The organism is Fuerstiella marisgermanici (assembly GCF_001983935.1).
In the GTDB taxonomy this organism is placed as follows: domain Bacteria; phylum Planctomycetota; class Planctomycetia; order Planctomycetales; family Planctomycetaceae; genus Fuerstiella; species Fuerstiella marisgermanici.
In genome coordinates, this window is the sequence record NZ_CP017641.1 from 5,718,252 (window position 1) to 5,731,769 (window position 13,518).

Annotated in this window: 9 protein-coding genes; 6 read left to right on the plus strand and 3 right to left on the minus strand. The window is 57.0% G+C overall.

Annotation, left to right across the window (positions count from 1 at the left end; translation table 11 throughout):
• The first annotated feature begins 44 nt into the window (after positions 1-44).
• The 3 genes from Fuma_RS21335 (at position 45) to Fuma_RS21345 (ending at position 4,284) form a co-directional block, all read left to right on the plus strand.
• Entirely contained in the window at positions 45-1,478 is a 1,434-nt protein-coding gene (locus tag Fuma_RS21335) for an ammonium transporter (protein WP_083732611.1), read from the plus strand.
• A gap of 336 nt (positions 1,479-1,814) precedes the next feature.
• The gene (locus Fuma_RS21340) at positions 1,815-2,660 is read left to right on the plus strand and encodes a sugar phosphate isomerase/epimerase family protein (RefSeq protein ID WP_077025904.1); all 846 of its coding nucleotides are present in this window, start codon (positions 1,815-1,817) and stop codon (positions 2,658-2,660) included.
• Positions 2,661-2,784: 124 nt separating this feature from the next.
• Positions 2,785-4,284 carry a PQQ-dependent sugar dehydrogenase family protein gene (locus tag Fuma_RS21345; RefSeq protein WP_077025905.1) on the plus strand — a complete coding sequence of 500 codons (1,500 nt, stop codon included), beginning with the start codon at positions 2,785-2,787 and terminating at the stop codon, positions 4,282-4,284.
• A 271-nt stretch (positions 4,285-4,555) separates the two neighbouring features.
• Here Fuma_RS21345 and Fuma_RS36455 read toward each other — a convergent pair whose 3' ends face one another.
• Positions 4,556-6,829, minus strand: coding sequence for a PEP-CTERM sorting domain-containing protein (locus tag Fuma_RS36455; protein WP_158521091.1), 2,274 nt, complete (start codon positions 6,827-6,829; stop codon positions 4,556-4,558).
• Between the two features lie 449 nt (positions 6,830-7,278).
• Between Fuma_RS36455 and Fuma_RS21375 the strand changes: the two genes are divergently transcribed.
• The 3 genes from Fuma_RS21375 to Fuma_RS21385 all read left to right on the plus strand — a co-directional run bounded on the left by Fuma_RS21375 (position 7,279) and on the right by Fuma_RS21385 (position 11,833).
• Entirely contained in the window at positions 7,279-8,232 is a 954-nt protein-coding gene (locus Fuma_RS21375; protein WP_077025911.1) for an exosortase/archaeosortase family protein, read from the plus strand.
• Between the two features lie 109 nt (positions 8,233-8,341).
• Complete coding sequence (locus tag Fuma_RS21380) at positions 8,342-9,034, plus strand: exosortase-associated EpsI family protein (protein WP_145944294.1); 693 nt, start codon at positions 8,342-8,344, stop codon at positions 9,032-9,034.
• 114 nt (positions 9,035-9,148) lie between these two features.
• A complete protein-coding gene (locus Fuma_RS21385; RefSeq protein WP_145944295.1) occupies positions 9,149-11,833 on the plus strand; it encodes a tetratricopeptide repeat protein in 2,685 nt (894 codons plus the stop codon).
• Positions 11,834-11,981: 148 nt separating this feature from the next.
• Here the strand turns inward: Fuma_RS21385 and Fuma_RS21390 are convergent, their stop codons facing one another.
• Together Fuma_RS21390 and Fuma_RS21395 are read right to left on the minus strand one after the other, a co-directional pair.
• On the minus strand, positions 11,982-12,416 hold the full coding sequence (locus Fuma_RS21390; RefSeq protein ID WP_145944296.1) for a DUF805 domain-containing protein: 435 nt from the start codon (positions 12,414-12,416) through the stop codon (positions 11,982-11,984).
• A 155-nt stretch (positions 12,417-12,571) separates the two neighbouring features.
• Positions 12,572-13,510: a sugar phosphate isomerase/epimerase family protein gene (locus Fuma_RS21395; RefSeq protein WP_077025915.1), complete on the minus strand. Its 939-nt coding sequence runs from the start codon at positions 13,508-13,510 to the stop codon at positions 12,572-12,574.
• Between the last annotated feature and the right edge of the window lie 8 nt (positions 13,511-13,518).

The window sequence follows — 13,518 nt, forward strand, 5'->3', positions numbered from 1 at the left end:
TTAGGTTGCATTGGCTGCTGCCGCTGGCGCTGGTGTTTGTGGCGATGAGTGGCGGCGACGCGTTCGGACAGGAAGACGCGGCGGCGCAAGTGGCTGCGGCAGCGGAAGAGGCAGACGCGGCACCGTCTTATTACGAGACGGCCGAAATCGATTACACGATCAACACACTGATCATGTTTGTGTGTGCCGTGCTGGTTCTGTTTATGCAGGCCGGGTTTGCGATGGTTGAAGTCGGTTTCAATGCCTCAAAGAACGCAGTGAACATCATCTTCAAAAATATCATGGACCTGTCGATCGGCGTCATGCTGTTTATGTTGATCGGTTACGGCTTGATGTATCCCGGCGACGCGGGTGCGGGTGGCTGGTTTGCTTTCGGAGGAATCTGGGGCGAGCGTGATGCAGTTGATACGGTCGCTGGATTGGGTGACTACAGTGCCGCTGCAGACTTTCTGTTTCAGGTCGCATTCGCCGCAACAGCTGCGACGATCGTTTCCGGAGCTGTCGCAGGACGCATGAAGTTCACCGGTTATCTGTGCTACAGCGCGATCCTGACAGGATTGGTATACCCAATTAGTGGCATGTGGAAGTGGGGCGGTGGAGCACTGGCAGAGTGGGGCTTTGCTGACTTTGCTGGATCGGTTGTTGTTCATGCAGTCGGAGGATTTGCCGGCCTTGCTGGGGCAATGGTGCTGGGGCCACGCATCGGCCGCTACTCAAAAGATGGCAAGTCACAGCCAATGCTGGGCCATAACATGCCGTTGGCTGCCCTTGGCGTCTTCATCCTATGGGTCGGTTGGTACGGATTTAATCCTGGAAGCCAGCTGACTTACTCCGGAGCGGCTAACGCTGAAATCACGACCTGGATTGCTGTGACAACCACGCTTTCTGCAGCCGTTGGTGCCTTTGTTGCAATGCTGCTTTCGTGGGTCATGTTCAAGAAGCCGGACCTGTCTATGTGCCTGAACGGTGCTTTGGCTGGTTTGGTTGGAATCACGGCTAACTGCGATCAAGTGTCACTCACGAGTGCCGCCATCATCGGACTCGTCGCTGGCGGTCTGGTGTTTAGCGGAATTCTTCTGCTGGACAAATTGAAAATTGACGACCCGGTTGGTGCGTTTCCGGTACACGGCATTTGTGGCGTGTGGGGCGGAATCGCGACCGGCATCTTCGGGACCAGCCTTCCCGTGGTCGGAGAAGTTACTCTGACTCGTATGCAGTACATCATGGTTCAGGTTCAGTCGACAGCGATTATCTGTGCCTGGGCGTTTGTAACAATGTTCACACTGTTCCAGATTCTGAAGGCCACTGGCCTGCTGCGAGTGTCGGCTGAAGAAGAAATCGAGGGCTTGGATATTGTTGAGCATGGCATGCCCGCCTATTCATCAGGAAGTACCGGCGGTGGAGGTGTCCCGTCACCAACCCCGGCGATGGCATCAACCGTTGTGTCCACTAGCGTCTCGCCTGTTCCCGCTCAATAAGGGTGCGTAGCCCGAGCGGGAAGCTCCTGCCGTGAGTCTGCGAAAGCGGAATCGGCGGAAAGGTGGAAGGACTTGTTCCTTCCACCTTTTTCTATGCGCGGTAGGCAACTCAGCAGAATCACGCTATCGCAGCGCACACGTGATTGACGCATAGCAGCAGTCGGCCCCCGCTTCCATTCGAACGAACTCGATGGTGCAGCGTCAGTGTGGGTGCGTTCGGCCCGTTCGGTTGCATGACGTGGCCGGTTTCTTCATGCTTTGGAGCCGCCCGGGCTGCGCGGCGGCACCCATTTATCAGACATTCGCCCCTATCAGGCAAACACGGAGAACCAAAACGTGAAATACGGCATGAACCTGCTGCTGTGGAATTCAGTCATCACCGAAGAACACTTTCCAGTTATCGAAAAGTTGAAGGATATCGGCTACGACGCTGTCGAACTGCCCATGTTCGACCTGAACGGCGACACGTTTAAGAAACTTGGGGCGAAGCTGAAGGAGCTGGAACTGGGAGCCACTGCCGTGACCGTCTGTACGGCCGAAGCAAACCCCATTTCACCCGACGCCGCTATCCGCGAAGCTGGGCTCAACCATCTAAAGCAGGCGATTGACATGTGTGCTCTTGCCGGAGCCACTCATTTGTGCGGGCCGATCCATTCGGCACTTGGTGAGTTTTCCGGAAGCGGCCGCACAGACGACGAATGGAATTACGCGAAGGACATTCTGTCGAAAGCCGCCGACTACGCCAAAGAAAACAATGTGACTTTGGTTGTCGAATATCTGAACCGCTTTGAATGCTACTTCCTGAACTGTGCAGAAGACGCGGGACGTTTTTGCCGGGAAGTTGGGCATTCAAATTTGAAGACAATGTACGACACTTTCCACGCCAACATCGAAGAAAAATCGATCACCGATGCGGTGAAAGCCTGTGCTGACCAGATGGTGCACGTTCACATCTCCGAAAACGATCGTTCGACGCCGGGCAAGGGCGGTGTTAATTGGGATGAATCCTTCGCGGCTCTAAAAGAAGTTGGTTACAGCGACGGCTACCTGATGATCGAAGCTTTCGGTCTGGCGCTGCCCGATCTGGCTGCAGCGACTCGCGTTTGGCGAAAGATGTTCGACACGGAATTGAAGCTGGCTGAAGAAGGCTACAAGTTCATGAAGAGCCGCTGGGAAGGGTAGGGCAGTCCGAGTAGGAATGCCCTCCGTGTGAAATTCATTGGCGGTAGACCGCGTGCCGAACGGCTTTACGTGGCGGATATGTTCGCCCACACCCACGACCAACGCCTTTTCGATACAACGCAATATGACTCCTCCATTGCGCAGCTTAGTCCATCAAGTCATTCGCCTGTTGGCCATCCTACTTGTTGCGCCGGCATTGTGTGCTCAGGACGCCGGGCCTATCGAAGACGATTTCTACAAGCTTCAGCGTTTTGAGATCCCGGAGGACATCAATCTGGAAGTGGGAGCCGTCGAACCACTGCCGGACGGCAACCTTGCGGTCTCAACCAGACGCGGTGACATCTTCCTTGTTAGTAATGCCTTCAGTGACGACCTGGCAGCCGTGCAATTCAAGCCGTTCGCGACCGGACTGCATGAAGTACTCGGGCTGTCATGGAAAGACGGCTGGCTGTACGCCACTCAACGTTGTGAAGTCACTCGGCTGCGCGATACGACCGGCGACGGTGTGGCCGACGAGTTTCAAACGTTTAACGACGACTGGGGCATCAACGGCGACTATCACGAATATGCCTTCGGTTCGCCGTTTGACAAAGACGGCAACATGTGGGTCGTGTTGTGCCTGACCGGGTCGTTCAACAGTGATTCGAAATACCGAGGCTGGTGTTTGCGAATAGACAGCGACGGAAATTCGATTCCCACGTGCAGCGGAATTCGGTCGCCGGGCGGCATCGCCTTCAACGCCAATGGAGACGCCTTTTATACAGATAACCAGGGTCCGTGGAACGGCACCAGCAGTCTGAAGTGGCTGCGTCCCGGTTCGTTTCAGGGACATCCGGGCGGGTTTAAATGGTACAAGGATGCGGAGCCCGTGCTGGGCAAAGCGCCTCAGGAACCCGAAAGCGGCAGCCGCATTATGACCGAGGCCGCGAAGATCCCGGAATACGAACCGCCCGTGATCCTGTTTCCGTACAAAAAAATGGGCCAGTCGGCCAGCGGCATCGCCTGCGATCAAAGCGGCGGAAAATTTGGCCCGTTTGAGAAGCAGCTGTTTGTCGGCGACCAAACGTTCAGCACAGTGATGAGATGTTTTCTGGAACAGGTGAACGGCCATTACCAAGGCGCTTGTTTCCCGTTTCGGGAAGGGTTTGGGTCGGGCACAGTTTCTGTGCGACTGACAGAAGATGGCACGATGTTTGTCGGCGGAACGAACCGAGGCTGGGGTTCTCGCGGCACCAAACCGTTCGCTCTGGAACGGCTGACCTGGACCGGCAAAGTGCCCTTTGAGATCCATGAAATGCGAGCGAAGGCGGACGGCTTTGAACTTACGTTTACTCAGCCGGCAGACCCAACGACCGCTGCGGATCCGACGTCGTATGACATGGAAACCTACACCTACATCTATCAGTCGTCGTACGGCAGCCCGGAAGTCGATGGCACCGCGCCGACGATCACAAAGGTGGAAGTTTCGGCAGACGGCCAGTCAGCTCGGCTGTTTGTCGACGGTCTTCAAAAGGGACATGTGCATGAACTCAAGGCAGGCGGGGTGCGATCGACTTCGGGTGTCCCGCTGCTGCACGATATGGCGTACTACACGTTGAACTACATCCCAACGGCGCAAGATTAGTTCGAGTGCCTTAGCTTAGAGGTGATTGTCTGCAGCAGGTGAGTCTGGCGATCTTAGTCGCACGGCAGTTCACTCGGCTGCTTGCCTGCTGTGGCCAAGACAATCCCGCCCATTCGATCTGCTTGGTCAGGACAGCCGAGCAGACGCTGGGCTGAATGCTTTCGCTGGCCAGCAGTTTGACGATCAGCCTCGCATGAAAAAAGCCGTCGTCCGATATCCGAACGACGGCTTTGTTATTTTCCTGAGCCGATCTCTCAACTCGCGGCGAAAGCTATTCCGCCGTCTTGTCTTTGCGACGACGTCGCAGGTAAGCCATGCCGCCCATCATTGAGCCAACGGCCATCATGAGCAGGCTACCAGGTTCCGGGACGACGGGTGCGTTTCCAGAGCCCGGATCACCGATGCCTCCGCCCGCGTTACCACCGTTTCCGAATCCACTGCCACCATTGTTACCAGGATCGGTTGGTTGAGTTACAGGGACATCGACAGTCGGTTCCTGCGGATTGCTGAAGAACCCGCCTCCTGAACCTGAACCGCTACCTGAGCCGGATCCACTTCCGGAGCCCGACCCACTGCCGCCACCAAACCCAGATCCGCTACCGCTTCCTGAGCCGGAGCCAGATCCACTGCCCGAACCAGAGCCGCTTCCTGAACCGGAACCGCTACCACTGCCCGAGCCGGAGCCACTTCCAGAACCCGAGCCGCTGCCGCTGCCCGAGCCGCTGCCCGAGCCGCTTCCCGAACCAGATCCAGATCCACTGCCTGAACCAGAACCGCTACCGCTGCCAGAGCCACTTCCTGAACCCGAGCCGCTGCCGGAACCAGAGCCTGAGCCGGAACCACTTCCAGAACCAGATCCGCCACCGTCAGTCGGACAGTCAGGATTGTTACCGAATCCGCTACCACTTCCTGAACCCGATCCGCTACCGCTGCCCGAGCCGGAACCGCTTCCAGAACCTGAACCGCTGCCGCTGCCTGAGCCGGAACCACTTCCTGAACCAGAACCGCTGCCGCTGCCTGAGCCGGAACCACTTCCTGAACCAGAACCGCTACCGCTGCCCGAGACGGAACCACTTCCTGAACCCGAACCGCTACCGCTGCCCGAGCCGGAACCACTCCCTGAACCCGATCCGCTGCCGCTGCCTGAGCCAGAACCGCTTCCCGAGCCAGAACCGGAACCACTTCCAGAACCAGAACCGCTGCCGCTGCCCGAGCCGGAACCACTTCCAGAGCCGCCACCGAAGCCGGAGCCACCGCCTGTTCCCCCGCCCTGGCCGCCACCGAAGCCGCTGCCTTGATCATCGCCGCCCTGGCCACCACCCTGACCGCCGCCGAAGCCGCCGCCAGAACCCGTGCCGCCACCGAAGCCGGATCCACCGCCGCTGCCGCTACCAGAGCCGCTGCCGCTTCCCCCGCCAAAACCGCTGCCGCCACCGATGGCACCGCCGCCGTGACCTTTGTCACCCGGCATTACAGAGTGGCCGCCGCCGAAGCCGTCGCCTTTTCCACCACCACCTTTGCCGCCGCCGCCCTTGCCGCCGCCTCCACCTTTGCCACCGCCGCCACCTCCGTTGCCGCCGCCGTTTCCTCCACCAGATCCAGACCCTGAACCTGAACCTGATCCCGACCCTGTTCCAGTGCCAGTACCGTTGCCGCCGGTCGCATTGCCACCGGTAGCGTTTGAATTGCCACCCGTCGCATTGCCGCCGTTACCATTGGCCGTTGCGTTGCCACCCTGACCGCCGGTCGCGTTTGAGTTACCACCCTGGCCGCCTGTGGCATTGCCGCCAGTTGCGTTTCCGCCCTGAGCGTTGTTGTTGATGGTGATACCGCCGTTGCCGCCGTTGCCATCACCGTTGTTGTTATTGTTATTGTTGTTGGCACCGTCGTTGTTGTTGTTCAACGAGCCGCCGATCAGGCCGCCGAGAATTCCACCACCGAATCCGCCGCCGAAGCCTCCGCCACCGCCGAAGCCGCCGCTGCTGCCGCCGCCGAAGCCAGCTCCGTGACCAGTTCCACCACCGAAGCCACCGCCTGCTCCTGCCCCTACGCCACCGCCATCGGGAACCAAAGCTTCGCCCTGAACAATGGCGTCGCCCGCGTAGATCGCTCCGCCGGGAATTCCTTCCTGACCGTACAGGCCGAGGTAGTTTCCACCGTAGAGGTCGGCTGCAATGGGGTTTCCGTTTTCGTCGACCAGTTGGTCTTCCTCAACAACCTCCTGCTGATAGGGCTGAACCTGAGCCGTGCCTTGTGCCACTTCAGGCAGGGCCTGTGGCGCTGGTCCGCATCCGCAGTCGGCCGGATTGTAAAAAGACATGTGCGACACTCGCGGCATGGCCTGCACCGCGACTGGATATCCGGGCATCATTGCTCCGGAAACGTGAGCCGCAACAACCTCACCGCAAGACGAGCAGGGGCGAGCGTAAGCGAAACGTGAATCGTGCCGGACTCCCTGAGCCCACGCAGGCGTTGCTGCGGTTGCGGCAAGCGCGCCAAACAACGATGCCTTCTTGAAGATTGATTTGAGTTTCTGGTTCAACATAGTTCGCTTGCCTCGCAGTTCCTGAATTCACGATTTGAAGTGAATGAGTGATGACAATTTGCTAAGGGGATCGCATAGTAAAGATGCCCATCCGTAGCGGGTCATCATGGGCTAAACATATACGGTCCATTGGATGTCTCCAGCAGCATCTGAAACACATGAACTGTTTTACGCACTTTGCCTAATCGGACTTCCGGTCGTAACGATTATGCGGGCTCAGCGTTGCCAATTTGCAACGTCGTGGTGCCATCCGACCAATAAAAACACTGCATATTTGGTTTTCCGGCGTGTTTCCAACGGAAAACTTCGAACGCTGCGGGAATTGACGAGCTAGCCTCTTGTTGGCACTGCGCTGTCCGTTCGAATTCCGTCCGTTTTTGACGGTGTTCCAGAAGGTTCAGCCGTTGCGGCGACACCCCATTTGGCGAATCACATTTGCAAAGTGTGCTATGCAACATCGATCAATTCTGAAATCACATGAACCGGACGAATGGGCGTGCCCCGACTGGAAGGCTCGCGCCATCTGGACGGGTGTCTTCTTTTTGGCCCTGGTTGTGCTGTTCAGCGACCTGCTGCAGTCTTTTCTGAGCCGGTGGTCTACAGAACCGCAGTACTCTCATGGATTTGCCATTCCACTCATCGCCGCCGGACTTGGCTGGTACCTCAGCGATCGCATCCGAGCCGGGTGGGCTCAATCAAGCGCATGGGGAATCGCCTTCATCGTTGCCGGAACGGTTCTGCACATTCTTGGCCGCTATCTGTTTATTGAAGCAGCCGATTGCCTGGGACTGCTGCTGTGCATCACAGGGGGCGCATTTCTGATTTGGGGACGAAACCTGGTGTGGGGCGTCTGGCCCGCGATACTGTTTTTGATCTTCATGTTTCCGCTGCCGTACCGAATTGAACGCATGCTGTCCGCTCCGCTGCAACTTTACGGAGCTGAAAAATCGGCTTACTACATTCAGATGTTTGGCATCCCGGCCGTCGCCAAAGGCAGCCTGATTTTGATGGGCGACCACAAACTTGGCGTCGCGGAAGCCTGCAGCGGTATGAGAATGCTGACGGTGTTCTTTGCGATCTCTGCAGCAACCATCATCGTGACAAAGCGATCGGTCTGGGAAAAAGTGATCATCCTGTTTAGCGCCATTCCTATCGCGTTGATATGCAACATTGGTCGCATTGTTGCGACCGCGCTCGCTCATCACTGGCTCGGTCAGGACATGGCAGACCTCGTCTTTCACGATCTCAGTGGCTGGTTGATGATGCCTTCAGCCATGTTGTTGTTGTTTCTGCTGTTGAAGTTGCTGGACTGGTTGTTCGTCGCCGCACCAGAAGCAGAAGACAAGCTCAGGTCCGTTAAACGCATGGGACTACCGGGTGTCCCGACAGTAACGCGCAGCTAGCAGTGCGTGTCCGCAGACTTCAACCGCCGACAGACAACGGCAGAGCGAATCAGACGGCCGGCAAAGATCACTTTCATAAATACGCCTGACACTTCGAAAGGTCAGCATCGTGCAGAAAACTAAAATCAAGCGTCGCGACCTGCTGCTCATGGGCGCTGGCACGGCTGCGCTGGTCGTTGGCAAGTTCGCGGATAGTTCCATTAACGGATTTGACACCGCCGACAAGTCCGACCTGAACAACGCCGTGGCGCGACTGCATGACATTCCAACCGACATTGGAAACTGGTCTTCCAGCAGCGATGCCGAACTGACCGAGCGGGAGCAGGAGGTCGCCGGGATTTCCGGATACGTGCGACGTCATTACACCAACCCTCGAATCGGTTACTCCGTGCACCTGACCGTTTTGTGCGGCGCCTCAGGCCCGATTTCTGTGCATCCGCCAACAGCATGTTTCGAAGGCATTGGCTACACACTGGCATCCGGCCCGACACCCACACTGATCAAGTCAGACGACGGCAATTCAGCCAACGAATTTAACAAGTCATCATTCCGGCAGGGAGACGCGTCTGTGCCGGAAATCGTCCGCGTGTTCTGGGGCTGGGGCACTGACGGGGCATGGAAAGCACCTTCCAACCCTCGCTTTGAATTCCGCGGAAAGTCATACCTGTACAAGATTTATGTCACCGACAGCCGCATTGATACGGGCGAAGATTCCGCTTTGCCACAGATCGAAACGTTTCTGAAGGACGCCTTGCCAGCGATCACCACAGCACTATCCGGACAAGATTCCGTCCCACAATAACCGGACGGATTTTCCCATGGTCTGCGGAGGCCATCTTACGCATTAAGTCACCGATTCCTCGCGCGACCTGCGACCGACCAAATATCGCTCAGCCAACTTGCGAAGCTCGTTCACATGCCACATACATCACCCGAAAACGCACCTTCAACCAAGCGAGTGCTTAATCTGAAAGCCGTGCTGGCTCTTGTGGCCGGCGGCACGCTGCTGACCATCCTGACGGGGTGGATCCATGCGGGTCAGGTTGTGCGCACCAGCAACTACCTGAAAACCACGGCCGAACAGGCGCTGGCTGAAGACGATCACAACCGAGCGTTCGACCTGTTCGAACAGTATCTGGTCTTGAATCCGCGAGATACGGAAGTGGAAGAACAGATTTCGCGGCTGCTGGAAGACCACGGTTCCAGCGCCAAGACGCTGCTGCGAGCGTTTCAAATTAACGAACGATTGTTGCTGGACGACAAGTCGCGCGATGACCTGCGGCTGCGACAGATTCGAATTTCGGATCGACTGGGCCGCTATTCCGACGCCGCTGTGCATCTGAAAACTCTGCGCGACAAGCGCACAGATTTAGCTGAGGTATGGCACTTCAGCGGCATTGTGGCCAAAGATACGGGCGACTTCGCCAATGCGCAAAAGTACTTTACCAAGGCGGTGTCACTGGAAGACCCGATGCCGGAATCCTTCGAATATCTGGCTGAGCTGATCACGTCAGAAGCGAAAGATCCAATCGAAGCGGAACGCCTTCTTGGTCATCTTGTCGCCGACGACGATTCGGCAAAATCTCGTCGTATTCGAGCGTCCTGGATGCTGCAGGCGAACCGTCCATCCGATGCGATTCCGGATCTCTGGACAGCTCTGAACGAAGAACCAGACGACGTTCGGCTGAACGCCATGTTGCTGAAAGCCGTGCGACTGGCGGCCAACGAAGACCATTCATTCAACGCGGCGGATCAGTATCAGAAAATCATTGTCAACCTGAATGGCGTTCTGTCCGACATGCCCGACAAAACGCGCCTCAGGCTGTACCTGTCGTCAGCGCTATGGGCGACTGGTGAGCGGAATGCGGCGATCGGCAATCTGGAATATGGAATCGAACGCGACCCGCGACAGTTTGAACTTCACGAAGTTCTGGTCGACTATCTGGTCAGCGACAGACAATACGATCGAGCTCAGCAGATCTTCGACCAGATTCCGAAAAAGGTTGTCGAACGTGGGCGGCGTGAGTTCATGCGTGGCCGCCTGCTGATGTCTCAGAAGAACTGGAAGGACGCCATCAACGCTTTTGAACTTGCTTTAGGGTTCGCTCATCATGACGCCAACATTACGTCGCGAGCCCGAGTTTGTCTGGCGTTGTGTCGACGTGAATCCGGCGATGACGTAGCGGCCATGCATGCGTATCGGTCGCTGGTACAGGCGAATCCGGAATTCGAAGGCGGTCGATTGGGAATGGCGTCGGCTTACCTGCGAGCCGACCAGATTCCGTTGGCAATTGCTGAATATCGACAGCTGCTTCACGTCGAAGGCGTTCCCGAATTTTTGGCCAACCTGATGATTCGTCACAACCTCAGTCAGCCTTCTGCCAGCCGTGACTGGACCGAAGTCACAGAACTTCTGCGTAACGACAACCCAATCGTCACCGACGATGTGCAGCGAGTTCTGTTGCAGGCCGATCTGCTGTTCGCTCAGGGACACCCCGCGCAGGCGATGGACCAACTGGACAAAGCGGCTCGCAACATGCCGGAACGCGAGGAAATTCAGCGAGCGTTGCAGCGACTGTCGTCTGTGCACGGCAATCAATTGCAGGATCGCGTTCTGAAAGTTCTGGACGAAGATGCACGCAATATCGAGGCACATATCAGCGTGCTTCGCCTGCAGGTCGCCCGCGAAGACGTCAGCGATATGGTTACATGGTTGGACAATCTCATAAGCGGCCAAAGTTACGAGACGCTTAGTGAGGCCGAGCGGTTGCGAATCGTCGCTGAAGCCGCAACTTCCGTGGCCGATGCTGAAATCGCAACGCGAGGAATTCGCGAACCGACCCAGACGCTTCTAAGTTACGCGGCGGAAGCGCGTCGACGACTGGCGTCAATTTCGCCACAGCACATGTACGGCTACATTCGATTTCTCGCGCTGCATCAGTCGGTCGAAACAGGCGTTGAAGTCATTGAAGCAGCGGCTGCCGACAACCGTCTGTCAAACGATGTACTCGCACGCTGCTGGTTGGAATGTTTTCGTCATGGAGCCGCTGTCCAAGGACTGCGCGATCGCATCGACAAAAAGCTTATCGATCTGATCCGAGCAGAACCGACCAACGAATTTCTGCGGCTGACTTACGTGAACGCACTGATAGCCACTGAAGACTATCCGAAGGCCGAAAAATGGCTCGCTCAGTTAACTCAGGGCGGACGACACAACGGACGCGCCTACGGACGCCTGGCATGGCTGGCACTCTTCGTCGACAACGATCCGTCTAAAGCGCTCGGCCTGTCTGCTCAGGCCGTGAGAAGGTCACCGGGTACCACGAAGGTTCGCAACGTCCGAGGACTTGCGCTGGCTGAATCGAATCAGGTCGCGGCCGCTCTGGATGTGCTGATGACGATCCCACCGGAAAACCGCACGACGGCGTCGCACTTGTATACCGCGCGAGCTTTGTCTTTGGCCGAACGAAATTCTGAAGCGACGGACCTGGTTCGTGAATTAAGTTACCACGAATCACAATTGGACCCGGCTGAGGTCCGCCTGCTGCATGAACTGCAACGCACGTTAAATGTCGAGCCCCCGCGCATGACACTTCGGTAAGCCGTTGTGATTTTCGCTCGGGACATTGCAGGTAACGAACTTAGGCATTGGCTCGGAGAAATATAACAACGTATGTATCTGCGGCATCCTGCCGCACCACGGCGCCAGCATGTCACCGATACGGGTATTCACTTCTTGTGCTGCGGCCTTAAGCCATCGAAATCGCAGCTACGACCACCAGCACAAACAGCCCGATGACAAGACCAATAATGATCTTTCCGGCCGTGTCCAGTGTCTTATGGTCTGCATAGCCTTCCGGAGCGGCCAGACAGCGCAAACCGACAAGGATATTCAAGATCGGAACGATCAATCCAATTGCCCACCAGCCGCTGTAGCCCAAATTCTTGAGCCGCTGCACGGCGAGTACGATGGTGACAACCAATCCGATGATGGCTGTCACCAGAACAACGCCGGTCGCTCCCGCCTTATCGGCAGCATACTGCACGATGTTGTTGAGAACTCCGATTGCAAAAGACAGGCCAAAATAGGCCGCGCGTCCAATCCCGCCGTAGTCGCGATCCGGAAAGACTTCCGTCGCCATACTCTCCTGAGACGGAGCTGCATAAGGGTTAATATCGGACACGAAATCAAACTCCTGCTGGTTTTCGGTAACAGCACCTTAAGGAGACTACTGAGGCGACACTCGCGCGACAAGTGAAATGGACTCAAATTCAGCAGATCGATGGCCAACCGACCTGGCGGCAAACCCTTCGTGCCGTGAGTTTTCCTGCGGCTCCGCTACGCCGTCTTCGCTACGGCGGCCTTCATTTTTGCTAGACCGGTTTTCGCGACCTCAAGCGCATCCTGCTTCCAGTAGGTCGGGTTGAACAATTCAAGTGACAGAGTCACCGAGCGTCCTCGACTACCGATCATGTTCAGGATGTCGGTCAGCGGTGCGACGCCATCGCCGGGGTAGACCCGATCAGAATCATTCATGTCCATTCGATCCGGTGACGCAGGGTAATCGTTCATGTGAAACACCTGGATGGCATTGTCGGCGAGTAATTGCAGGCCGCCGAAGTCTGATCCGCCTTTGAAGATGTGATAGACGTCCGGCAGCAGACAGGCTTTCGGGTGACTGGCCTCGACACACACCATGACGGATTCGCCCAGCCGAGACAGATTGGTACTGAAGCCCCACACTTCCAGCTGCGGCACCACACCGGTTTCGTCACCCACTTCCAGCAAAGCTCGGTAGCGATCGGCGACCACAAACAGGTCCAGTTTTTCTCCACCACGATGAGCGCCCACAGGCGGAGCGGCAAGGCGAGTACCGCCAATGCTTGCCAGGACATCCATGTCGCGCTTGGCTTCTTCCAGCCCTTTCTTACGACCTTCGTCGTCATCCACAATCCAGTTGGCGAAACCGATCGCGCTGTCGACGGTGAGTCCGGCGTCGGCGATCATTTTCCGCAGATCCGTCAGGCTCCCGCCGCCTTCCGTGTACTTCGTTAAATGACGCATCCACGGCTCGATGCCGTCGTAACCTGCTGCGGCAGCAATCTCAATTTGCTTTCTGATGTCGTCCGTTTGTTCGCGAATCGTGCTCGTATTCAGACAGTAGCGAAACGGTGACTTCGCATTCTGATTTTCTGCGGGGGCTGCGGCAGTTGTGATCCCAGGCACAGAAGCGGCAACGGCGGAGGCGGCCAGAAATTTTCGGCGATTGACGTTCATACTGCAGG

Bases quoted from the DNA above. Each gene is read 5' to 3' on its own strand.
- Fuma_RS36455 (WP_158521091.1), bottom strand. From the start codon at position 6,829: ATGTTGAACCAGAAACTCAAATCAATCTTCAAGAAGGCATCGTTGTTT.
- Fuma_RS21335 (WP_083732611.1), top strand. From the start codon at position 45: ATGAGTGGCGGCGACGCGTTCGGACAGGAAGACGCGGCGGCGCAAGTG.
- Fuma_RS21345 (WP_077025905.1), top strand. From the start codon at position 2,785: ATGACTCCTCCATTGCGCAGCTTAGTCCATCAAGTCATTCGCCTGTTG.
- Fuma_RS21395 (WP_077025915.1), bottom strand. From the start codon at position 13,510: ATGAACGTCAATCGCCGAAAATTTCTGGCCGCCTCCGCCGTTGCCGCT.
- Fuma_RS21385 (WP_145944295.1), top strand. From the start codon at position 9,149: ATGCCACATACATCACCCGAAAACGCACCTTCAACCAAGCGAGTGCTT.
- Fuma_RS21375 (WP_077025911.1), top strand. From the start codon at position 7,279: ATGCAACATCGATCAATTCTGAAATCACATGAACCGGACGAATGGGCG.